Genomic DNA, 23,718 nt, shown 5'->3' on the forward strand with positions numbered 1-23,718 from the left:
ACCTTTCGTGCCGGTGGACAGAAACGCTGCAAATCAGCCCCACCTGCGGGTATGCAGGAAACGTTTTTTCTTCTGTTTCTGGGAATTTGTACCGCCCAGCGTCTAAGTAAAACTCCGCTCAGCAGGGAAACAAAGGTTATAAACCCTTTCCAAAAGCTTGGCCTGGTACTATGTCACGAAGCCCTTACACTTTACCCTGGCTTCAGCTTCGCGCCTACTGGGGACAGCTTAGCTCCTACTGGGCAAGTTAATTTTAGGGTTTTTTTATAAAATTAAGTGGGTTCGGGGGAACTGGCTAAAATAAAAGAGGATTAATTCTGGAAATTTTAGCCAATTTGTGTATAAAACCTTCCAACATCGGTAATTAAAATTGGTAGGTTATCACCTTTAAAAGCGGCAAATGTTTTATCGATTAACCTTTTGTTTATTCTTCAATATTACCTCTGGTACACAACTTTAGTGGTTTTTACAGAATCACCAGATGTTACTTTTACAAAAAATAAACCGGGTGAGCAATGGGAGAGGTCAACATCAAAAGATGTATCATTTAAAATGTTCTTTTGCAGGGCAACTTTGCCCGTTGCATCATAAACAACAATGTCTGCCTCTGTGGTTTCTGAGGGTAAGTTTATTGTAAAATTGCCATTGGTAGGATTTGGGTAGATATTAAACTCCAGTTGGTTTGCTGTAAAAGCATCTTCTATTAAAGTTACAGTTTCTAGTTCCGTTTCCTTTGCATCCGGCTCATAATACTTGTAATTATACATGGCTGTGTTATCCGGATTTCTTTCATTACCCTCTTCATTCCCACTCATAAGTCTTTCGTTGTCTCCGCAGGGAACAATTTCTGCTGTAATATCTGCATTTGGACTGGAGTTATGGTAGGGATCACCAATAATTTCATTCCCCGCCCTGAAAATTACAACAGCATCATTTGCAATAGTTACATTATTGCCAATATATAAATTATTTGAAGCATGATATTCAATTACACCCGGGCCTTCCAAGTAATATTATCCACATAAATATCATTTTGACAGCAGGCTTTGGGGGTAATAATGTCACTATATTCATAAACTGGGGGATAACTTGAAGGCCCTGTTCCAAAATGAGACTTTTCAAAACTATTTTTAAAAACTGGTGCTTTACCACAATCATTCCACATATGTAATTCATACAAATAAGGTCCAGGAACCATTTCAAATCCACCATTAATGTTTTTTCCATCCCAGTATATTGGGTTAGTGATGCCATTTTCGCTTTTTACAACACTTGAACTTATCAATGCTGAATTTACATTATAAATATATAATTCTGCCTTCTTAACATTATCTAAATTCCAAAATTTAAGATAATTATTAGGAGCACAATTAGTTGCTTCAGCAGAACATGCCCAATGAACATCATTGGTTGATGGGTTCATGCAACCCGAAGTTCTTGAACAGTCATCACAGTCCATTGTAATTGATACATCATCAATTAAAATATATGTGTCACAATTTGATTCTTGATCGGAAAGTTCTATTACGACCCAATCATAACTCTCCGCATCTGATGGAGCTTTAAAAGTAGCATTTAGTTCATACCAATTACCATTAGGATATATATTTAAAGTAATTGTTTCATTTAATATTTGAATAGTATTTCCTGAATTTTCACTTAGTTTATCACAATAATTTGATGAAGAACAAATAGTGTTTTCTATACTATATCTCATTTTACTCTTTCTGAGTTTCACTGTGAGTATACCAAAATTCGGATTGGACCAGCTTAAACTACTCCCATAATACCCATATGTTTTATATATCACTGGTCTAATAAACATCTTTAATTGGTAAGTATTATTTTTTATAAGTTTATTACTTCCAGAGAATTGTTGTTGAACTAATTCACATTTCATCATTCCAACATAATTGAAACCCGTAACAGCATCAATTTTATCATAATTAATACCGATATTCAACAAATCTTCCTTTACTTGATAAAAACTAGAGGATGTATCATTACTATACTAGTCAGGGGAATGATTAGCATTATTTTCTCTATCCTCCCAATACCTTAAATATTTAACTTGACTTGACCAATTAGGGTACTTAGGATCTGCATTTGGGTCACGCTCTTCGAAACTACCATTTCTGATTAAATTACACTGACCTATTATTTTTGTGCTTACACAAATAAACAATACAATCATAAAAAATGAGAATCTTTTCATTTTAAACATATTTATTTTTCTAGCCTTGTAAATAATATTACATTATTTAATAATTTATGCTTGCAATATGTTTTTTCATTTTTAAATGTTATTTTAAAAATAATTAACTAAAAATAAAAGGAGCATAATACTTTTTATTAACAATTCTGACTTTTAATTTTTCTTAATGTTTTATTTTAAATCTTTTTCTAATTCCTAATGTAATTATTCCAGTTGTATATTTTTCTAAATAGTTCTGGTTATCTTCATATTTTATCCAACGATACATTATTCCACCTCCTACTTCATTTGTTAAATACAATTCTTTAAATAATTTCAATTCGAATCCATATCCAAATGTGTTTTCAAGGAAGACCTTTCTCTCATCTCCCATTCTTAATAGTCTAACTTCTCTTAAAAATTGGGAGTTAAAAGAGAAATGAAAATTAACTTTATTCTGTCTTCCATTCGGATAAAATTTATATCCGCAAATGAGTCCAAAACTATCGCCAACTCGGCTTTCAAGAGGCAATTTGGGGCCAATAGAAATAGAATGTTTATTGATATTATATGCAGTTATTGGTGTAAAAAAAAAACCAGTCCCAGATGCAATAGTAGCTACTTCGAATCCAATTTTTTTATAATTATTTTCTAAAAGAGTTTCTTGTCCATAAACAGTTATAATTGTGAAATAGATAAAAAATAGGGAAAATGAGTTTTTCATTCTTGTATATTTAAATAAATTATTTAAAACTTCAATTTTTATTTAATTGGGTTTAAAAATTTGTACCTCATGCCAATAGTCAATTGCTGATTTCTCCATCTAAAATAAGATTGCAAAGAATTGTTAATAATATTATTGATCCCCTGATAGTAATTTGCCTCTATATCAAACTTTTCTGTTATTTTATATATAATCCCGGCCCTTGGCCCAAAATCATAACGGTCAATATTTAATTTCCCGTGATTATTGTCCCAACTTATTACCTCTCCGTTGTAATTCATTTCCCCTTTTTGCCTGCCATTACTTGTTATTAATAACAGGAATTGAAGACCTGCATTAACTGAAATTTTATTGATATTTATTCCGTAATAAACTGGAAGCGCCATATAAGAAAGATGCTTGTAATATTTATTTGTAATAAATTCACCAGTGTAATTGCCTTGATTATCTGGCATTGGAGTTTCAACATGCATTTTATCTTCAATTTGTACAAATAATAGTTCAGCACCAAAGGATGTTTTTTCTTTTATCTTTTTTGAGTAATACAATCCCGCCTGTCCCGAGGGTGCAAATTGCAATTTTTTCCGGGCTGGATCAGGAAAATCAAAGTTTGTAACAATACGGCTTAATCCGATATTTGCTTTTACACCCAAGTCCTGCTGTCCAAAAACGTCAATACTTAAAGACAATAAAATTAGTAATGGAAATATAATGAACCTCATCATGAATTTTTTTATTTTCTAATCAACTTTTTTAATTCCTCTATTTCCATTTCCAGATTTTTTATTTTTTCATCTCTTTCTTTATTCATTGTTGCTATAACCTTGTTTTTCTCAAAAAGTTCTATAATATCCAATGAGTTTTCCTCTGTATTTCGCGTAATTCCAATTAAGCCATCTCCAACATCCAAACCATCATTTTCAATTTCTTTTGCAGAAGGCATATATGGTAATCTTTTATTTTTATTAAAATACTCAGATTTTTCTTGAGGCGACATCCTCTTATAACTATCTTCAAATACATAATCAGGAAAATTACCCATTTTTATCCTATACGCTCTTGCATAAAACCTTCCATCTCCCGTAATTAAAAATTGCTCAGTGGTTCCTTTATAAGCTGCAAATGCTTTATCACTATCATTATCCACTTTAACATGTAATTTAGCTTGTGGATTATCTGTTCCTATTCCTACATTCCCATTATTCTTTAAAAACAAAAAATAATTTCCAAAGCCTCCAACACTTCCGGAAGGTTTCCAGAAATTCAAACCGCCTGCATTGTCATCATATTCTATTCCCCAATTGCCACCGGTTCCAACTCCGTTACCAAAAAGCAGACTGCTGGTATTTCCTGTAAGCAATAGATTTCCATTATGAAGGTGCAGTTTTTGTGCCGGATTATTGGTTCCAATTCCAACAGAACCATTTCCGCTGTAATGAACATGATTTCCATTAATTTGCCAAAAGTTTGAACCGCCAGCAATAGGAACTCCATTTATCAAAAAACCTGTGGCATTCACATTACCAGCTACATCTAATTTATAGGAAGGTGTTTCTGTTCCTATTCCAATATTTCCGTCTTCTCTAATTGTTAAGGTTCGTAGAAAATGTTCTGTTTGTATATTTGTAATATTATTTATGAAAAAGTTCTTATCTGTTCCAATTTCCCATTTTGAATGGTAGCTGGTAGTAGGTCCAAAGGTAAATATATTCTCAAATCTTATTGAAGGAAAGGGAGCTACATCTGCAAATGAACTTAATAAACCTATTTCGTCATTTGGATTGCATGGAGGATTTGGACAAACCGGATCATATATTTGGTAATAATCAGACTTAATGTGTAATTTACTTTCAGGAGCGGTGGTTCCAATTCCTAGAAAGCCCACATTGTTCAATACCATTTGTTGGTTATTGTTGGTTCTGAACCGTAGATCCTGATTATTGATTGTTCCTAAAAAATGGGAAGCATTAATGTTATTATTTCCATTGATTAACCAGTTGTTATTTATACCATTTTGGGGTCCATTTGGAATATTAGCTCCAGGAATTGCAGGTACAAGTGGATTTCCTGCAATAATTTTCCCATCATTGTCAATTATAGCATATCGTTGACCAGAACCAGACTGGCTTCTCAGCCTTAAATTACCAGTTGCGATGTCAAGCTTTTCTGTAGGAAAATTGGTTCCAATACCTAATTTTCCATTTACCAATGTAGAACCTTCAATTTTTAAATCTTGTTCAACAATAACTTTTTGCTTAAAAGTAGAGGCACTATCAACTACAAACTCACCATTTACGTGCAGTTTCTTACTGGGGTTTGAGGTACCAACTCCTACGTTTCCATGGGTTGGAAAAGTGTTTGTTTGTGCAAAAGAAAGAGTTGCAATCAACATTGTTGATACTAAGCCCATGGCCTTTATTGATGCCTTAATCAGCCTTAAAAGTAGATTGGGGGGGTAAAAGTGTTTTTTTCATTTGAGTTGTTTAAAAAGCAAAGGAAATAAATTCTTATTAGAAAGTCAATTTATTTCTAATAAAAACGGTTTTAAGTATTCCAAGTGCTGTTATTTATCCTTTTTATTAACTCCCCTAGATTTTCCTAATAAAAGATTAAACAATTATTTTATTTTTGGAATTTGTTCCAGGAATTTTAAGTGAATTTCCATTTCAACAAAAACTGTTGATTCTGCAACAAAAAGCGTTGATACCATTTTAAAAATAAGGTTAAAATGTATAAAAATAGTTTGTTTTAAGTAGGGATAGTGGAAATATTTAAGCTTAAATTCAATTATAAATTCCTTTGTTTACAGGCTTTTTTGAATCAATCAACGCTTTTTGTTGATAGCGTTGATTTAACCGTTGCAACGTTTTCCAACAACGATAAATATAAAAGGATCCTAGTACAAAACAATGAAGAAATTAGAAGAGTTTTTAATCTAAAAATAATGTTACTGGAGATATTGCCATTTGTGGAATTTGTTCCAGGAGTTTTAAGTGAATTCCCAGTTCAACAAAAAATCGTTGATTTCTGCAACAAAAATTGTTGCTGCAGCATCTTTATTTTTGAGGTAATCGAACCATCGATAAAATTTAGATACGCACCAAATAATTAAGAAACGGAAAGGTTTTTGCATTTAAAAAATAAATTTATTACATTTAAGTTATTGTTTATAAAGACATTATTTTTAAAAAAGCCATCAAATTTTTTTTTACTATTGCAGCAACATGCTCACCCCGCTTCCCATTGAACAGCCGCTTAGGGTGATCTTTCTGTTTTTAAATAGATGAGTAAAAAGCCATTTTCAAAGCCATTTTTATCATATTTAGGCCAGGTAGAGATATTAAAAAATAGAGGACTGATAATAGAAAATGAGCAAAAAGCCCTTCATGTTTTAGAGAATATCAGTTATTATAGATTAAGCGGATACTGGTATCCATTATTAGAAAATAAAAAAGAACATAAATTTAAGACTACTGCAAAATTTTTACGCAAAGCTTTAAAGTTTGCGTGGCAAAAAATTCGGGAAAAAGAATTAATTTAGTTGAAAACAGTATAGTACCGCTTCAAAAAATCAAATAAGCAATTATATTTGCAATAAAAGGAATCAACTTTTGTTAAACCAACCATGTCACTTTTCATTAGCTCATTAAATTCAGGCAGCAATGGTAATTGCTATTACATAGGCAATGAAAAGGAGGCAATACTTGTGGATGCAGGAATATCATGCAGGGAAACTGAAAAACGCATGGCGAGGCTGGGACTGTCCATGGAGAAGGTAAAAGCAATTTTTATTTCCCATGAACATTCTGATCATATTCGAGGACTTAAGGTTTTGTCCAAAAAGCATCGGCTTGCTGTTTTTATAACCCCTCCAACATTAAAATCCAGTAAACTTATATTGGATCTTGAATTAGTGCAAACATTCAAAGCATATGAGCCTGTAGCAATTGGCGGGCTTTCCATTACCGCATTTCCAAAATATCATGATGCCAGCGATCCACATAGTTTTATTGTTTCCGGTAATGGGGTAAACATTGGAGTTATAACTGATGTAGGGGCTTCTTGCAAGCATGTTATTCAAAATTTTAAGCTGTGTAATGCTGCTTTTTTAGAAGCAAATTATGATGTTGAAATGCTTGAAAAAGGCAGGTATCCCCTTAATTTAAAAAGACGCATAAGTGGAGGAAGAGGCCATTTATCAAATAAGCAAGCCCTGGCTATTTTAATGAAACATAAGCCCAAATTTATGAGTCATTTGTTTTTATCTCATCTTTCACAAGATAACAACTGCCCAAAACTTGTAAATGAGCTGTTTGTAAAACATGCTCCAAAGCTACAGGTTGTTGTTGCATCACGATATAAGGAAACGGATGTTTATAAAATAGTGAAAGGGCGTTTTCAAGAATCAATCCCAAGTGGGGAAACCCAAAGCCCTGTTCAATTGTCTTTATTTTAGCTGTTTTAAGGCCATGCCACACTAGTTTTCATAAACTCTTGCTTAATTATTAAAAAAGCCAGCAGAGGTATACAATCAGACACGTGAGGGGAAAATAAAATGAACCTTAGTTTAATTTGTACTTTGCTGCAATTGGAAATTAACCTGCTTTTTTTTCAAACTCAATTCTATTGTTTCCTTGTTGTTTTAGAAAACAAATAAGAGAATTCAATTCTTTGGAAAAATCATTCAGCGATAAAGCGGATTGTTTTATATATTTAATTGATATTTTTAATTTGGATGGTGAATTTTCTGACAAAATAAGAAGATTGGATAAATCTAAAATAGTGGCAATTGGCTGCTTTAAATTGTGAGAAACCATAAACATCATTTCTTCCAGTGCGAATAAGTTTTTTTTCAAATATTCCTGGGTTTTATTCAGTTCTGTATTGGCTACCATTAATTCCATTGTACGTTTTTCCTTTTCGTGGTTTTGAAAAACAAGTTCCTTGTTTGCCAGGAATAATTCCTCAGCACTTTTCACTTTTTCCTTGTTTTGAAATTCAAGTTTCTCAATTGCCTTGAGTAACTCTTCAGCCTGTTTTTCCTTTTGGAGGTTTTGAAATAAAAGTTTCTTATTTGCAAGGATTAATTCATCCGCGCATTTTTCCTTTGCTTTATTTTTAATGGAAAATTTTCTATCAGGAAAAATATTTTTCATCTGGCTTCTTTCTTTTTGTCCATTATTCAAAAGGCATTAATAAGTTGAATTTTTTTATGAAATACTGGTTTTATTATCAATAGTAATGTCGTTGATGGTTTGAGGACCTTCTGTAATACTTGAGTTTCCAAGGTTAAAGTCGGGTAATAGAATATTGCGCCATTCAAATGTTTTGGGCATATCATCTCCAATTAATTTTCCCCAGGGTTTTAAGGGTTCTACACGATCGAAAATCACTTTTAGGATGGCAACAATTGGAATGGCTAAAAACATTCCTGCAATTCCTGCAATTGCCCCACCAATAATAATTCCTACCATGGATGCCAGGGCATTAATCCGTATTTTGTTTCCAACAATTTTGGGTACCAGGATATTATTATCAATAAATTGAACTATCAGGTTTAGTCCAAGAATCCCAACAATTAATGACGGATCTGTTGAAGTAACAAGAGTAACCAGAATTGAAATAAGTACTGCTGTAAAAATCCCAATATAGGGAATCAGATTAAGCATGGCAGTAATAACTCCCAGCAATACTGCATACTGTACGCCCAATAACATTAAGCCAGATGTTGTTAATATACCAACAACGCCCATTTCAAGAAGTAATCCAACAATGTAACTTTGAACCACTGTTTTTATATTAATAAGTACGTCTATGAGTTTCTGTTCATTTTTTTGAGAAACTATTGAGGAAAGAAATTGTATAAAAAGATTTCTGTACAATAGAATCAGAAATGTATAAATAGGAGTGAGGATAATATTGATTATGGTATCGGTGAATGAACTCAAGGTATTGCCTACAAGTGTATTGTTTCCATTCATTGTACTCTGGGTAACCTGTTGGATATAATTTTTCTGTTTGTAATAGCTTACATGATAGCGTTGTTTAATCCAGTGCTGAATGTGTTCATAATGATTTGAAAAATTTTTTTGAATCTTATTCCAATCCTCAGTGATATAAGAAATTTGCCAGGAAATAAACAGAATAATTGTGGCAATTAATATTACAAATAATACAACCGATACCAAAACTGCAATAACATGTGGGAGTTTTAATTTAGCATTAAAAAAAACCACCACTGGCCTTAATATAATTGCAAACAATAAAGCAAGAAACAGTGGAATTAAAACAGATTGACCAAAATAAAGCACCAGAATAATAATGCTTAAGCTCAACAGAGTGAGTGCCAATTTTACATAAGGCGGGTAATTTAAAGTTTGAGTTTCCATGGAATAATTTTTTTAAATTTAATTCTTTGAATCACAATTATCCATTAGTGAAAAAGTACTACAATGCTAAATTAAATAAAGCGTAATGTTTTTCGAAAACCGATTAATTATATGTTGACTTTATTTTTTATTGCTGTTCTTTTGTTCTTCTTTAAGTTCTTTTCTTTCTTTTCTTTTCAAAGACCCACGCAATAGAAAACTGTTTTTGGCAGCATCCATATTTTCCTCGAATCCTTTTGTCCCATGTTGTAAATTTTTGATGGTTTGGTCCAAATTTTTTGCAAAAACAGTATCCATAAATAATTTACCTATTGTTCCATTACCCTTGCTAATATTGGCCATTATTGCAGCAAAATCAGTGGTAATTGTTGCAGCATTTTCACTTGTTATTTTTAAATTAAGTAAAATTTCATCCATATTAACAGGTTGAGATGTTTCAATAAAATCATTGTCTGATAATTCCTTTTCACCAGGAGTTCCCGGGATTATAAGCATAATTTTATTTCCCATTAACCCATCTGAGCCAATAAGGGCTTTTGCATTTTTTTTAATAAAATGCCTGGAATTTTCATTAATCACCATATCTACCTTTACAGTTGAATCAGTAATTTGTTGTATACTTTCTATTATTCCTACATTAATTCCTGAAAATCGCACATTGTTTCCAACCTGGAGTCCGCTAACATCCTTAAATATTCCACTTATATGAAAAGTGCTGCTGAATAAATTCTCTTTTTGGCCAATAAAGTATATTCCTGCTATAAAAAGTATAAATCCTGTGGAGACAAGTATTCCAAGTCTTATATTATTTCCTGTTGTTTTTTTCATGATACTGTTCATATTATAAAAGACTTTCCTTTTTGGGTTTTATTCAAAGAATGAGCGCACCCATTCATCTTTTGATTGTGATAACTCTTTAAAAGTTCCTTCAGCCACACACAATCCTTCATTAATTATTACCATACGGTTGGCTGTAATACGCGCACACTCCACATCATGTGTAATTATTATGCTTGCAGTATTGTATTTTTTTTGCACCTCTAAAATCAATTTACTTATTTCTTTTGATGTAATAGGATCCAAACCAGTGGTAGGCTCGTCATATAGTATAATTTCGGGTTTTAATATTAAAGATCGGGCAAGTCCAACTCTTTTTTTCATTCCACCTGAAAGTTCTGAAGGCATTTTTTCGATTGCTTCTTCCAGGCCAACATTTGTAAGGGCGTCTAAAACCAAAGTGTTAATTTCTTCTCTTGATTTGCTTTTTAGATCACGTAAAGGAAATTCAAGATTCTCTCTTACGCTCATAGAGTCATAAAGTGCGGCACTTTGAAAAAGAAATCCTACTTTTTTTCTCAATGCATTTAAATCCTTGCCTTTTAAGCCGGATAATGTTTCTCCAAGAACAACAATTTTTCCTTCATCTGGTTCAATAAGGCCAATAAGGCATTTTATCAGGACTGATTTTCCGCTTCCTGATTTTCCGAAAATCACAAGATTTTCACCTTTATTAATTTTTAAACTGATGTCTTTAAGTACATCATTGCTTCCAAATGATTTTTTCAGGTGTTCTATTTCTACAACAGTTTCCATAACAATCAATTTAAAAGGCTGGTTATTTGAACTGCAACCATGTCAATAATAAATATGGATAATGAAGCGAGTACAACAGCAGAGTTTGCGGCCTGCCCAACTCCTTCGGTTCCCTTGGTGGCATTGTACCCTTTATAACAACTAATTATAGCAATTGAAAACCCAAAGAAAAATGTTTTAATTATTGCAGGAAAAACATCCATGAAAGAAAGTTTTTCGAAGACCTGTAAAAAGAAAAGCTGAAAACTTACATCTCCTTGCAGATTAACGCCAATATATGAACCATAAAGGGAAATGGAATCAGCAACAATTACCAGTACGGGTAGCATAAGCGTTGCGGAGAGAACTCTTGTTACTACGATATAATTAAAAGGATTTATTCCTGAAACTTCCATCGCATCAATTTGTTCGGTTACTTTCATGGAGGCTAATTCTGCTCCAATACCCGATCCTACTTTTCCAGCAAAAATTAGTGCAGTAATTACAGGTCCGATTTCCCGGATAATAGAAACCGCAACCATTGCAGGCAACCAGGATTCAGCACCAAACTCAGAAAGCGTTGGCCTGGCTTGTATGGTTAGTACAAGGCCCATAATAAATCCGGTGATGGCTACAAGTGGAAAAGACTTATAGCCGATTAAAAAAGCTTGTTTACCAAGTTCCCTTAATTCATAGGGAGGTACAAAGACTTCACGGAAAAAGCGCATTGAAAACAAGGTTAATTGTGCAATCTCTTCAAAAAAGCCTTTTAATGCATTTGAGGGCCTCTTTGAAAGCACCAATGCCTTTTTTAAAGCAGTTTCTCCGGATGTTTTTAAATCTTGTGACATTTTTAATAATAAAAATTAGAAAGTATTAAAAGGACTTTTCATTTTCGGGATCAATCTTTTTTGTAAATAAATTAAACAAGCTGCTGGCAACTAATTTAATTGTATCTGAATTTTTTGATACAGCATTTGAAACACCTAATTGCAAAAGTGAACCAAGTAATTTTTTTAACGGATTATGTGACTCTCCTACAACTAATGATTTAGATAAATAACCAGCCGTTATTCCCATAGTGGCTCCCATTATGTCTTCTTTGAAATCAGGTAAAGTTGTAAACTCTTTGAAGGTGCTTTTTAGTACGTTTAAAGGCTTCATTTTTTCAAAGGTGTTCAGGAATTCTTCCTTTAGTAAAGGCCACTCCTGAGCTTGCTTATACTCTAATTGCTCAATTGCATTTTTAAGATCTTTAACTGATGTTATTTTTTGCATAATCGTATTATTTAAGCATTTGAGTGATGATGGAATTATTTACCTGGGTTTTGATAAGTGGATGCATATAAAACAATATAATTCCAATTATCCCATAGAATGAAGCCACAAGTAAAAAGCCAAAGTAGTTCTTTCCTAATAGGTCACCCAGCCAAAGTGCAATAGCAATATTCAAAGTTAGTGCAAAAATAGAAAGCACTATAATTAATAATAAGCGGGAGAATAGTGTGGAGCTAACATCTGCTGTTTTATTCAGGGATTTTAGCTTAAATAATTCCAAGCTAGTTTTGCTATACTTCTCAGCCTTTAACAGTAGAGGTTCAATTAAATTTGCTTTTGCCTGCATAAGAGTTTTTTATTTAATAATAGCCGGAATGCACTCATTCCGGCTATTAAATTGTTAAAAATGGATTCGAAATTAGATTAGTTCCCTTTAAACTTTTCAACCTTTGCTACCCCATTCTCCACAAACCCATTTGCTTTTTCTTTTAATGATTTTACTTCTTTTTTTACATCTTCAAGTATATCACCTAACTGTTCTTTGATATTCTCTGCAAGGTCATCTCCTTTAGCTGCAAGTTTTTTCATTGTTTCACTTCCTTTGTCAGGAGCAAATAAGATTCCCAGAGCTCCACCAATGGCTGCGCCCAATATTAATGCTCCAAATAATTTTGCATTGTCGTTTGACTTTTTCATTTTTTTTAGTTTTTAAATTGTTTGAAATAAGAGAGGTATTATATAATCCTTCTCCCTTGAATAATTCGAAATATAACTGCAATTAATGCAATTACTAATAGCATGTGTATTAGTCCTCCGGCACTGTAACCTACAAAGCCTATTGCCCAAAGGATAACTAATACTACTGCTATGATATAAAGAATATTACTCATGATTTAATTTTATTTAAGCGTGAAATTATTTAATTCATTTCCTTTGATAATCCTAAAAACAACCGCAATTAATTCAATCGCTAATAGTATGTGTATTGTTTCTGGTGCACTATAACCAATAAAGCCTATTGCCTAAAGAATAACTAATACTACTGCTATAATACTAAGGATGTTTCCCATGATTGTATTTTTTAATGGTGAATTGCTAAACCAATTGTAGATGTACCGCTTGATAGGTCAAGAAAAACACCTAGCCTATTATTGATATGATATTCTGCACCAATATGAAGATCCAGGTATACCGGACTTGGTGAGCGGTAATAATTTTTGTCATGATAATAACCATAATCAGCACGGTTGCTTACAAGTGCAAATCCCAAGGAACCTGCAGCATAAAAATCCCATTTTGAATTAGCATTAAACAATTCATCAAAATAATAGGTTCCTTTAGCCCCAACAGGAATTACCGTGTAACGAGAATTGTACCTGTAACCGTTTTTATCAATATAAGTTCTTTGGAAGGTATAAATAGATACAAAAGGGGCCAGGGTAAAGTTCCTAAAAAGGTCGAATTCGTAGTTAAGATGCAAGGTTGGGGTTGAATGGCCAATATAACCATAGTATCCTATTCCTACTCCTAAATTTAAGGTTTTACCATAGCTTTCAGGATATGATTTTTCCTGTGCGAATGAATTAATCCCTATTATCATAAGGAATAAAATTGATGCGAGTGTTTTAGTTTTCATTTTTTTGTTTTTTTGTTTTTTAGTTGTTTTTGTTAATGGTTTTTTTGGTTTAAAATAAACATGTAAATCCAAGGTAAGCTGAGTTTGTTCTAACAATGGCTCTATCCAGAATATAATAAGTACCATCGGCAGGCTGGTTTGTATTGCTTACATTTACAAAACCATATACTCCACGGTATCCAATATCCAAACGAAGGGTTTTCTTTGAATTAAGAATAAATTCAAGTCCTGCTCCGTATGCGGCACCAAAATCACCACTTTTGGTTGAAATAACAGTTTGTAAAGTATCCGAATCACCACCTCCTGCAGTTGTAACACTTGCTCCTAAACTATATCCTATTTGAGGCCCGAATTCAACTTTTAAATTAACAGGATTAGATTTACCTGTATTAAGCGAAAGCAGCAAAGGAATATTTACATAACGCACATTAAATTCACGCTGCATATCATTGTCTGTATATTTTTGTGAAAGTGAGTTGTAAATAATCTCTCCTGATAATCCAACATGGTTGGAAAAATTAAAACCGAGAATGGCTCCAAATCCATATCCCAGTGTAGCTTCTCCTTTTATAGTTCCTCCACTTGAAGTTTGCATATCAAAAGAAGAAAGCGTAGGCATAAAACGCACTCCAAATTCTACTCTGTTAAAGTCGGGCTTTGGCGTTGCAACCATCATTGAGTCTTGTGCTTTTACCTTTGTACCAAAGGCTAAAGCAAATAGTCCGATTATTATTAAAGATTTTTTCATGGTTTTTTTTATTTAAGTATTATTAATATTGTTTACCTGTTTTTATATGATTTACTGGTTTTTTGTATAGATTTTTTAACTGAAAAAATTGCTTAATGCCTTTCCTAACTCTTCAAGATCACTGTTGAATTTCGATTTAAAATCTGCCCATTTTTCTTTTCCCTCTACCTTGTAATCATCCATTTTCTTTTTTGTGTCAGTGTTTTTTCTTTCTAATTCTGCTATTTTCTTTCTATAATCAGCTTTAACATCATTTTTTTCATTCTCAATTCTTGCATTAAAATCTGCAATAATTTTGTTATTCGCCTCAATTTTATTTTCAACTTCTTTACGGTATTTTTCAACTTCTTCCAAATGTTCCTTGTTGGCTTTTTCTAATTCCCAGTTTGCATCTATAACCTTGTTCTCTGCTTGTTCTACCTTATCTGTTGTTGAGCTGCAACTTGTAAATATTGCTGCTGATAAACAAGTGTAAATTGATAGTGTTAAGATTGAATTTTTCATGTTTTTTTCGTTTAAATTAATTTATTCCTAATTGGTATGCTTTATTACAAATCAGAAATTAATTTTTGGATCTCTTCTTTTGATTTACCAAACTTTTTCTGTAACCTTTTTAGAATTTCTTCCCTTTTGCCCTCTTCTAATAAGAGTTTGCTATTTGTAAGGTTATTGAGTTTTTGTTTGAGTATCTTTTTTATCTGATCCCAGTTTTCGTCAGATGAATCACACATGTTTTTTGTTTTTAATGCCTTTAAATTTCTCTTTAACAAAGGTGCGCAAGTAAGGGGCGATAATTGTTACACAACTTATTAAATTAGTTACATCATTCACAGTTTTGATTTTTGGAAACAACACTATTTCAACTCATCCTATCCATTATGCTATCAGCAATCCAAATGCAAGTATTGTTTTTTGCATTTAATTTTATGCGCGTTATATAACCTTTTATGCTTTTGATGTTAATTTAAAATACTCATTCACACTATTAAGGATTTCCTGGGTATCAAAGGGTTTTAAATAATTGGCAATAATTATTAATTCCTTTACACTTAATAATCTGTCTATGCATTGTGAATTGGTGCATATTATTGGAAGGGATTTTCCTACCAAAGCTTTTTTAAATAAATATAAACAGGAGGAAGTACTTGGTGCTGTATCTGAAATAACCAAATCTGGTTTAATGTTTGAGTGGGACTGGTCAAAGGAATTGGCCCGCACAACTTTATAACCGCTTTGTTCCAGTTTTTTTTGTAACTCTAAACCTATGATCGACTGTTCATCTATGATAAGAATTTTTTTAGCAAGAATTGACTTTAAATTTCCCATAACCCTGGTATTTAATATTGTTTTTTGACATTCATCCATAAAGTATTTTATAAATGAAGATTGCTTATCAAAGGTGAAGTATAAAAAGGAGGAAAGTGTTACAAATTTTTTAAAAAAATTACATTATTCACACTTTGATTAAAACAATTGGATTGGTTTGAGTGAAGTGGAAATTAATTATTTAAGGCAGTTAAAACAGCTCCTTTTATAGTTTATTGTTGCAATTCAAGCCTGCCTTATTCAAACTATTTCTGGCTGTAATAATTCTATGGTTTTTGATTTAAATAAAAGGAAAAAAGGTTGAATTTCCATGTTATAACCAAAGGTTCACGCGCTCCGTTTACTACCTGATTTTATCCAGGTTTTAACCATTCCCAAAAGTGTTTGCAATTCAAAAGGATATTTTCATTCAATTAATTCTGCCAAGAAAAAAACGAACTTTTATAAGAATTATAATTTAAAAACCGGCAGTTCTTTTTTACGTTCTGCCTTATCGTTTATTTCATTCATTTTTTGGTAAGCCTTAATTAAAGATTCTGGAAACTCACTTTTGTATTCGATTTTGTAAAATGAAAATCCATTGTAAGGAACAACCCGCTGTTCAGAGGAAAACTTTACCTGGTTTCTCACCTCTTCTTTCTTAAAACAGGAAAGAAAATCTTCTTCTCTTTGCTTGTTTAATTGTTTATACTTTGAATTAAGAAAAGATGCATCAAGCAGTCTTATGCATTTTTCCTGCACGGTAAATAGCAATGAATCTTTAACCTGGGTGTTTAAATAGTGAATAAATTGAGCATCTTTTACCGACATTTTTTCAACTTTTATTGAGTCGAGTTCATTGAAGGTTTTGGAGGTTTTATTGTTGAAAGTAAGGAAGTATTTCTTCTTTGCCTCATAAAACAAAATGTATTCTTTTTCTTTAAGTTCAAAGTGATGAGGATGTACTACAATGTTTTCTTCAGGATTTTTTTTCAGAAATTCTGCGAGTTTTTCAATAAATTTATTCTGGTCAGAAAACAGAAAACTCTGGCGAGTATTCCACGTTAAAACAAAGGATTCTTCAATTTCGGTTTCAATGCTGTTTACCTTCATTCTATAAGGTGTTGTAGGAGGTTTTACAAAAATGTTTTCTAATAAATTCAAGAATACATCACGTAAATTAAATTTAGGATTCTTTAGATTTCCTGTAATTGGTATTTCGTAATCAATAACATTGTTGCCATCTCTTACAAATGCCATTACCAGTGGCATAGGTATGTATTTAACGCTTTTGTTTTTTATTCTGCTACTCGTGCGGGGGTCTGTAATAAGCAAATGATTTTCACTATTTATAACTCCATCTCTCACATGCCAGGTGCCATTAAATCCAATGGTTCCTCTATCTAATGGGAAAGAAGTATATTCGATAGTGTAAGGGTTAAACATAGCCACAGGAAGATTCTGCAAATTATAATGTAAATCAAAATCTGAACTGTCTTTAGGGTTTATGCTAAGGGTTCCGGAAAAATCACCATAAGGTTTAATTCCTGATTTAACGGATACATTTACACGCTTGTTATTTGTATCAATTGAATCAGCTATTATAGTGAGTGGATTTAATTCAATTGTAAATTTTTCATTTAAAGAATAGTCATTGAATTTTATATCGCTATTGTAAATTGCCAGTTTGTCGACTTTGTAATGACTTTGTAAAAAATTTTGCGAAATCAGTTTTATATAATTTGCTATTTCAATAACAAGATTAAATTTAGTATTATTTGCAATTGTGTTCTCAATGTTATTTCCATTTTTCCCGAACATAGTCTGTAAATTGTCAAGGGAATCATAGCGCTCATATTTAAAGTAAGGGCGGTTAAGTATTATTGAATCATAGAAATACATCTGTTTTAACGGGCTTAATTCATTTATTGATATAGCCAGATTCTCAAAATAAGCATAGTCGTTATCAGGGGTTTTTCCAAAATGGAAATCATTGAATGCCACCATGCCCTTTGCAGTAATGTTTTTACCATTATTAAAGTTTCCTATTACATTCATGTGCGCATCAAGGTTCGCAGAGAAGCTTCCATAGTTTGTTATATCTTTTAGATATTGTCCAATAAAGTTTAAATCATATTTGTTGGCAATAACCGTAAGACTATAATCCTTGGTGTTTACATTCATACCAAAATCTCCTTTTATATCACCATTTCCAATTCCTGGCGTAAAAGAAAAATTTGCAACAAGAGTATCCAAATTCCAACGCTTTCCTGTGCTTTGAATGTTTACCTGTTTTATAAAATAACTTATAGGCGTTACTTTATCTATGTAATAAAATTCCCCATCTTTTATATTTATATCCAAAATATTAAAATGCACAGGAGCATTCACACTATTGGAATCTGTAGTAAATTTTTCAATAAGGTCTTCAAAATTAAATTTCAGTTTGTTTTGAATAACTATACCTCTGGGCTCATTAATAGTGATCTTGTTTATTTCATATGTTTGAGAAAACATTTTTAACATGCTAAAATTTGCATTTACTTCTTTTGCTGAAAAGAAAATGGTATCGCTATTATTCTCGTATATTTTAAGATTGCTAAGATGAATGAATCCGGTAAATGGATTTGTATATGCCCAGTCTATTGTAATTTGTCTGCCTGTATATTTTTCATCGTACTTTTGAATTAAATATTTTGTGATAGGGGAAATAAAAAGAATCACTCCCCCCACAAGGATTACAAGGACAATTCCACTAATAAGTAGTGATTTTTTTAATTTACTCATGGGATTATAAAAATGTTGAAAATTGTTTTACTATGTTTTAAAGTATTATGATGTCAAACGGGCTCATTCAAGAGAAGAAAGTTGAATTGATTCTCCTCTTTGAGTTTGGATTTCGCTTTAATTAATTTCAGTAATTTTCAATTCAACTCTTCGGTTGAGTTGCCTTCCTTCTGGATTGTCTGTTCCATTTGCATTTTTATTGAGTGCTGCTGGCATTGCTTTGCCGTATCCTTTAGCCTTCATTCGACTGGCCTTAATGCCATTTGCCTCAAGTTTGCTTACAACTGCTTGTGCCCGTTCTTCAGAAAGTTTCTGGTTGTATTTAGCATCACCTTTGCTGTCGGTATGTCCCGAAATTTCTACTTTTAGGTTGGGATTGCTTTTCATAAGTTGTAAAAGATTCTTTAATTCCACATTGGATAAAGGACGCAAAGTGGCTTTGTCGAAATCAAAGAAAATATTGTTCAAAATAATTTTTGAACCTACAACAATTGGATTTAGTAATACTTCTCTTTTTATTTCATAATAATTCGATTTCTTAGGTATTTCCATGTTTTCAGAATAAAACAAGTGACCTTCGCCTTGATAAGTAATGTTGTAATTTTTTCCTGGTGTAAGAATAAAAAGAAATTGTCCTGTTTTACTGTTTGTGTTGTAAACCCCAACTACTTCTTCGGTTTCATTATCAGTTACTGTAATAAAAACTTTCTTTGCAGTTTTACCTGATTCATCATAAACATTTCCTTTAATCAATGTAAGGGGCGTAGGTTCACGATTAAGGAAAGTCATTTGATAATTGTCTTTTCCACCATACCCTCCTTCTCTAAAAGAAGAGAAGTAAGCAGTACGGCTATCAGGACTAACCATATAAAATATATCATCGTCTGTAGTATTGATTGGATAGCCTGCATTTACTGGTTGTGACCAATTTCCATCACTGGAAAGTAAGCTGGTAAACACATCAAATCCACCCATAGTGTTGTGTCCAGAGGAACTAAACATTAGGGTAACACCATCGGGATGAATGAAAGGAGCATCTTCATCATAAATGGTATTAATATTTGGTCCCATATTAACTGCCTTTTCCCAGTCTCCATCATGTTTACGTTTGCTTAAATATAAATCCCTACCACCAAATCCACCAGGCCTGTCGCTTGTAAAGTAAAGGCTATTGCCATCCGCTGAAATAAAGGCACTTGGTTCCCAGTGTTTTGTATTTATGTTATCGTTTAGCTTTACAGGATTGCTCCATTTGTCACCATCTAAGGATGTGGAATAGATATTTCCTATTCCATAATCATCCTTGTAAATTAATATGGTTTGTCCATCAGGAGAGATTCCTACTGTAGCCTCATGCCAGTCTGTGTTTATTGGGGCACCTATGCCTTCTGCTTTAGCCCAGCCAGTTTTGGTCTTGGTTGCCATGTAAATGTCTTCCATAAAATTGCCCTCACTGTCTTTTTGCTCGTTTTTAGTATTAGGTCTGCGCGATGTAAAAAAAAGAGTATTCTGATCGGCTGACAAAACGGGAGAGTAATCAGCATAAGGTGAGTTAATAGTACTTCCCATGTTTTCAATCTTAACCTTCATAGGATTTGCAACCAATTGTTTTCCTGATTTACACTCCTCTATTTTTCTGTTTGTTTCTATAAAAAGGTCCTTATCCATACTATTGTTTTCTGCCATAAGTGCTTTAAATTTTTCATAAATTTCAATGGCCTTGTCAAACTGGTAATCCAAATGATAAGCATCGCCAAGGAATTTATAGGTTATTAGCGGTGCATTTTTTTCCTTGTATGAATCTTGCTGGCAATCTTTTGAAACCGAAGTAACAGCCGTGCTGAAATAAGGAATGGCCTTAGATCTGTTTATTCTTGAACTTTGATGGCAAACACCTATTTTGAAAGCTAAATTCATGTTTTCAGGATTTTTTTCATAAAGTTCAAGGAATATTGGTAACGAGGCGGCATATCCATCTTTTGAATTATTCAACAATTCGCCTTTGGCATGTTTATAAACCTCAGAAAATGATTTTTCTGCACGATTAAAATCTTTTTCAAAAGTGCCTTTTCCGTTTTGGGCACAAAGGTTATACAGGCTCAATAAGACTAATATAGTAAGGGAAATAAGGTTTTTCATCTTGAGTTTAGGTTTATTATATACAAAGATGAGTATCTTAATTGCAAAAAATATTACACAACTTTAGGAATTAGTTATATTATTCACATATTTGTAAGCAAGTATCAAGCTATAAAAATGAAGGATCAAGTATCAATTAAATCGTATGAAACGAAAGACAAATCGTTTATTATGGCTCTATTGAAAATGAATACACCAAAGTATTTTTCTCCCAAAGAAGAAAATGATTTGATTTATTATTTGGAAAATGAAATTGAAAATTATTTTGTTGTTGAATATGAAAAAAAAATTGTAGCATGTGGGGGGATTAATTTTTCGGATGATTTAACAACCGCAAAAATAAGTTGGGATATTATACACCCACATTTTCAAGCCAAAGGAATAGGAAGTTTACTTTTGAATCACAGATTAACACTATTAAAATCCTTTAATCACCTTCAAATTATTTCTGTAAGAACCAGCCAGCTTGCATATAAATTTTATGAAAAACATGGTTTTAAACTTGTAGAAGTTTCAAAGGATTACTGGGCAAAAGGTTTTGATTTATATAGAATGGAAAAGAGACAACAATAAAAACGGGCAGAAAAATTTGACTTCATTTTCTGATTGGTACTATAAAAATTCAAGCACATTATGCTTGCAAATGAAAAACTTTTTCCAATTTATTCCTTTCAGGATTTTTGAATTTAAATGCATTTTTGGTTTGCATTAATCTGTTGAACAAAGCTGATCAATGAATCATTAAAGATGATAGGATTCTCTAGGTTCGCTAAATGGCCTGCCTGTTCAATAGGGATTAACAAGGAGTTATGGGTTTTTTCATGCATCAGCCAGGATGCATCGGGAGGTGTAATTTTATCTTCTTTTCCTACCATAATAAGTATGGGTACTTTAATCTGATTAAGATTGCTGCATGTTTCATTTCTTAAAGATAAGGCAAGCAATGTATTGCAAAGCGATTTTTCGGAAGTATTCACTATCATTTCTTTAACTGTAATTGTTTCTTTAACTTTTGTTGTAAAAGATTCAGTTGCAAAAAGATTTTTAATACTCTCATCCGCGTATTTTTCTACTCCGTTTTCCTTGATTTTTTCAATTGTTTTCATTCTTTTTTCCTTTACCTCGGGAGTATCGGCTATACATTGAGTATCACTTAATATAAGGGCATTAAAATAGTGTGGATAGTTTTCAATAGCATTTAATGCAATATACCCTCCCATGGATAAGCCACAGAGAAATGTTTTATCGATTTCCAGGGCATTTATCAGGCCTATTAGGTCTTTAACAAAAAGTTCAATTGAGAAGTCTTCATTCCCACTATCAGAATTTCCATGGCCGCGAATATCATATGTAATTACCCGGTAATTATCCATGAGTGCTTGCACTTGAGGATCCCACATGGATTTATTGAAGGGAAAACCGTGAATAAATATTATCGAAGAAGCATCATCTGGTCCTTGATCGCTATAACATACGCTGTGATTATTACATTTATCCTAATATCGTTTCCTATTGTGCGCATGTAAAACTATTTTTTTAAGGTAATTGATGGGTTTTTTACTTTTCACAGCCTCTTTTTTTGCTTGTTTTCCATCTAAATTTAGTATAATTCTTTCTGTTATTGAAACTCGTTTTTTTACTTATAGGAAAAAACTCCTAATGCCAGGATTATTGTTATCAAAAGGAAATAAAATAATTTATTTAGAGCTGTTGAAATTTTGCTTGCCAATTCTTCGCCTGTGGTAAATCGCACCGATTTGTAAATGCTATTACTGGACAAGATAAAGGATAACATTATCGAATAAAGTTCATTTTCCTCACCATTGAAAATATGTTTTAGTTTTTCAGTTAACATTTTTTTGGTGTTAAATGTCAAATACTAAATATGAGGTTAATTTACCTCTTTTCGGTGGTAATTGCATTTTTATCTCACCTAATAGTGATAGTTGCAATTACACTTATGTAGGCATTGAATTAGGCTAGTAAATAGTAAACTCCTGCTTTAAGTTGTAAATATTGGTTTTCAGAACTTAATGGTAAACTCCAGGTAATCATCATCAGGTAAACTGGTAAAAGTGAATGGCCTTTTTTCTCCTATACGACTTTCTTTTTGTATGCATTCTTCTGTTGCTTTACCTGAAAGAAAAGTATATGGATTAGATTTTTCGCTTACAATTTTCAGAATCTTAAAAGCAACTTTATCTATTGGTTTTATTTTTTCAATTTGTGTTTTCATGATATTTGTGATAAGAATTAATAATCAGTATTTAATTTTGATTAATTCATATACCTCCCCCTTAATTTTTCATCTGTTCGGCTATTGCAAGGTTTTATAAATGTGTTTTTAGTGTAAACAAAAGTTTATTGCAGCCAGTTTATTTTAATGTGCATTGCAATCCCAGTTGCAGGATTAGGCGAATCAAAAATTAATTTTTAACAATACAAATGTGAGCAATTAATATAGCGCATTGTTTTAGAATTGCATCAAATATTTGCATGATTCACACATCTATAAAATAAAACTCATTGGGAATTTGAAATTCAAAATATTTTTGGACTCATTTACACCATTAATCAAGAAGAGATGGGGCAAAAACCTGAATTAATACAACAGCGGAAAATATAATGGCAATACCAATGAAGGAAGCAACAAGAAGTCGTTTGTATCCCTTTGCTTCGGCATTCACCTCTAAAATTTTTATTAGATTGAATAAGGAATAATTGATTTTTTTAAATTGTGTTTCACTTTTAACAACATAATCAGAAGCCCCATGGGTAAATGACTTTGATGCAATTTCAATATTGTCATTTGCGGTTAGCATGGATCAAGCGGAAAAGTTGGGGGCTGCAAATTTCTAAGCATAAATATTTGCTAATCTGAACAAGAAAAAACTTACATTTCTAACTCCTCTAAAAGCAGACCTAAAAGCTTTTATTTTTGCATTG

Annotated in this window: 29 protein-coding genes; 4 read left to right on the forward strand and 25 right to left on the reverse strand. The window is 32.3% G+C overall.

The window, feature by feature from the left end:
- Positions 1 to 437 precede the first annotated feature (437 nt).
- The 6 genes from H0V01_10415 to H0V01_10440 form a co-directional block, all read right to left on the reverse strand.
- A complete protein-coding gene (locus H0V01_10415) occupies positions 438 to 1,007 on the reverse strand; it encodes a T9SS type A sorting domain-containing protein (GenBank protein ID MBA2583781.1) in 570 nt (189 codons plus the stop codon).
- Complete coding sequence (locus H0V01_10420; protein MBA2583782.1) at positions 989 to 1,963, reverse strand: hypothetical protein; 975 nt, start codon at positions 1,961 to 1,963, stop codon at positions 989 to 991. Before H0V01_10420 ends, H0V01_10415 begins: the two co-directional genes overlap by 19 nt.
- A 48-nt stretch (positions 1,964 to 2,011) precedes the next feature.
- Complete coding sequence (locus tag H0V01_10425) at positions 2,012 to 2,215, reverse strand: hypothetical protein (GenBank protein ID MBA2583783.1); 204 nt, start codon at positions 2,213 to 2,215, stop codon at positions 2,012 to 2,014.
- A 163-nt stretch (positions 2,216 to 2,378) separates the two neighbouring features.
- Positions 2,379 to 2,918, reverse strand: coding sequence for a hypothetical protein (locus H0V01_10430; protein MBA2583784.1), 540 nt, complete (start codon positions 2,916 to 2,918; stop codon positions 2,379 to 2,381).
- Between the two features lie 38 nt (positions 2,919 to 2,956).
- On the reverse strand, positions 2,957 to 3,640 hold the full coding sequence (locus H0V01_10435; protein ID MBA2583785.1) for a PorT family protein: 684 nt from the start codon (positions 3,638 to 3,640) through the stop codon (positions 2,957 to 2,959).
- A gap of 11 nt (positions 3,641 to 3,651) precedes the next feature.
- Complete coding sequence (locus H0V01_10440; protein ID MBA2583786.1) at positions 3,652 to 5,328, reverse strand: hypothetical protein; 1,677 nt, start codon at positions 5,326 to 5,328, stop codon at positions 3,652 to 3,654.
- A 351-nt stretch (positions 5,329 to 5,679) separates the two neighbouring features.
- Between H0V01_10440 and H0V01_10445 the strand changes: the two genes are divergently transcribed.
- The 3 genes from H0V01_10445 (at position 5,680) to H0V01_10455 (ending at position 7,374) form a co-directional block, all read left to right on the forward strand.
- Entirely contained in the window at positions 5,680 to 6,030 is a 351-nt protein-coding gene (locus H0V01_10445) for a hypothetical protein (GenBank protein ID MBA2583787.1), read from the forward strand.
- A 171-nt stretch (positions 6,031 to 6,201) separates the two neighbouring features.
- On the forward strand, positions 6,202 to 6,459 hold the full coding sequence (locus H0V01_10450; GenBank protein MBA2583788.1) for an Abi family protein: 258 nt from the start codon (positions 6,202 to 6,204) through the stop codon (positions 6,457 to 6,459).
- 84 nt (positions 6,460 to 6,543) lie between these two features.
- Positions 6,544 to 7,374: an MBL fold metallo-hydrolase gene (locus tag H0V01_10455; protein MBA2583789.1), complete on the forward strand. Its 831-nt coding sequence runs from the start codon at positions 6,544 to 6,546 to the stop codon at positions 7,372 to 7,374.
- 139 nt (positions 7,375 to 7,513) lie between these two features.
- Here the strand turns inward: H0V01_10455 and H0V01_10460 are convergent, their stop codons facing one another.
- From H0V01_10460 to H0V01_10535, 16 genes are all read right to left on the reverse strand, one after another.
- Complete coding sequence (locus tag H0V01_10460; protein MBA2583790.1) at positions 7,514 to 8,074, reverse strand: hypothetical protein; 561 nt, start codon at positions 8,072 to 8,074, stop codon at positions 7,514 to 7,516.
- A 54-nt stretch (positions 8,075 to 8,128) separates the two neighbouring features.
- Positions 8,129 to 9,307, reverse strand: coding sequence for an AI-2E family transporter (locus tag H0V01_10465; GenBank protein MBA2583791.1), 1,179 nt, complete (start codon positions 9,305 to 9,307; stop codon positions 8,129 to 8,131).
- A gap of 120 nt (positions 9,308 to 9,427) precedes the next feature.
- Entirely contained in the window at positions 9,428 to 10,135 is a 708-nt protein-coding gene (locus H0V01_10470; GenBank protein ID MBA2583792.1) for an MCE family protein, read from the reverse strand.
- A 39-nt stretch (positions 10,136 to 10,174) separates the two neighbouring features.
- Positions 10,175 to 10,900, reverse strand: a complete 726-nt coding sequence (locus H0V01_10475) for an ATP-binding cassette domain-containing protein (GenBank protein MBA2583793.1) — start codon at positions 10,898 to 10,900, stop codon at positions 10,175 to 10,177.
- Between the two features lie 5 nt (positions 10,901 to 10,905).
- On the reverse strand, positions 10,906 to 11,730 hold the full coding sequence (locus tag H0V01_10480) for an ABC transporter permease (GenBank protein MBA2583794.1): 825 nt from the start codon (positions 11,728 to 11,730) through the stop codon (positions 10,906 to 10,908).
- Positions 11,731 to 11,755: 25 nt separating this feature from the next.
- On the reverse strand, positions 11,756 to 12,157 hold the full coding sequence (locus tag H0V01_10485) for a hypothetical protein (GenBank protein MBA2583795.1): 402 nt from the start codon (positions 12,155 to 12,157) through the stop codon (positions 11,756 to 11,758).
- 7 nt (positions 12,158 to 12,164) lie between these two features.
- A complete protein-coding gene (locus tag H0V01_10490; GenBank protein MBA2583796.1) occupies positions 12,165 to 12,503 on the reverse strand; it encodes a hypothetical protein in 339 nt (112 codons plus the stop codon).
- A gap of 77 nt (positions 12,504 to 12,580) precedes the next feature.
- On the reverse strand, positions 12,581 to 12,853 hold the full coding sequence (locus tag H0V01_10495; GenBank protein ID MBA2583797.1) for a YtxH domain-containing protein: 273 nt from the start codon (positions 12,851 to 12,853) through the stop codon (positions 12,581 to 12,583).
- A 38-nt stretch (positions 12,854 to 12,891) separates the two neighbouring features.
- Entirely contained in the window at positions 12,892 to 13,047 is a 156-nt protein-coding gene (locus H0V01_10500) for a lmo0937 family membrane protein (protein MBA2583798.1), read from the reverse strand.
- Positions 13,048 to 13,238: 191 nt separating this feature from the next.
- On the reverse strand, positions 13,239 to 13,793 hold the full coding sequence (locus H0V01_10505) for a hypothetical protein (protein MBA2583799.1): 555 nt from the start codon (positions 13,791 to 13,793) through the stop codon (positions 13,239 to 13,241).
- 49 nt (positions 13,794 to 13,842) lie between these two features.
- Positions 13,843 to 14,541: a PorT family protein gene (locus H0V01_10510; GenBank protein ID MBA2583800.1), complete on the reverse strand. Its 699-nt coding sequence runs from the start codon at positions 14,539 to 14,541 to the stop codon at positions 13,843 to 13,845.
- A 75-nt stretch (positions 14,542 to 14,616) separates the two neighbouring features.
- Positions 14,617 to 15,045 (reverse strand): peptidase M23, encoded by a 429-nt coding sequence (locus tag H0V01_10515; protein MBA2583801.1) that lies wholly within the window; start codon positions 15,043 to 15,045, stop codon positions 14,617 to 14,619.
- Between the two features lie 44 nt (positions 15,046 to 15,089).
- A complete protein-coding gene (locus H0V01_10520) occupies positions 15,090 to 15,272 on the reverse strand; it encodes a general stress protein CsbD (protein ID MBA2583802.1) in 183 nt (60 codons plus the stop codon).
- A 214-nt stretch (positions 15,273 to 15,486) separates the two neighbouring features.
- Positions 15,487 to 15,867 (reverse strand): hypothetical protein, encoded by a 381-nt coding sequence (locus tag H0V01_10525; GenBank protein ID MBA2583803.1) that lies wholly within the window; start codon positions 15,865 to 15,867, stop codon positions 15,487 to 15,489.
- A 450-nt stretch (positions 15,868 to 16,317) separates the two neighbouring features.
- Complete coding sequence (locus tag H0V01_10530; protein ID MBA2583804.1) at positions 16,318 to 18,633, reverse strand: DUF748 domain-containing protein; 2,316 nt, start codon at positions 18,631 to 18,633, stop codon at positions 16,318 to 16,320.
- 117 nt (positions 18,634 to 18,750) lie between these two features.
- Entirely contained in the window at positions 18,751 to 20,772 is a 2,022-nt protein-coding gene (locus tag H0V01_10535; GenBank protein ID MBA2583805.1) for a PD40 domain-containing protein, read from the reverse strand.
- Between the two features lie 117 nt (positions 20,773 to 20,889).
- On the opposite strand from H0V01_10535, the gene H0V01_10540 reads away from it, so the two are divergent.
- Complete coding sequence (locus H0V01_10540) at positions 20,890 to 21,345, forward strand: GNAT family N-acetyltransferase (protein MBA2583806.1); 456 nt, start codon at positions 20,890 to 20,892, stop codon at positions 21,343 to 21,345.
- A gap of 113 nt (positions 21,346 to 21,458) precedes the next feature.
- On the opposite strand, the gene H0V01_10545 is transcribed toward H0V01_10540, so the two are convergent.
- From H0V01_10545 to H0V01_10555, 3 genes are all read right to left on the reverse strand, one after another.
- Entirely contained in the window at positions 21,459 to 22,172 is a 714-nt protein-coding gene (locus tag H0V01_10545; GenBank protein MBA2583807.1) for an alpha/beta fold hydrolase, read from the reverse strand.
- Between the two features lie 623 nt (positions 22,173 to 22,795).
- Complete coding sequence (locus H0V01_10550) at positions 22,796 to 23,008, reverse strand: hypothetical protein (protein MBA2583808.1); 213 nt, start codon at positions 23,006 to 23,008, stop codon at positions 22,796 to 22,798.
- 334 nt (positions 23,009 to 23,342) lie between these two features.
- On the reverse strand, positions 23,343 to 23,594 hold the full coding sequence (locus H0V01_10555; protein ID MBA2583809.1) for a hypothetical protein: 252 nt from the start codon (positions 23,592 to 23,594) through the stop codon (positions 23,343 to 23,345).
- Positions 23,595 to 23,718 lie beyond the last annotated feature (124 nt).

Source organism: Bacteroidota bacterium (assembly GCA_013696965.1).
GTDB lineage: Bacteria > Bacteroidota > Bacteroidia > JACCXN01 > JACCXN01 > JACCXN01.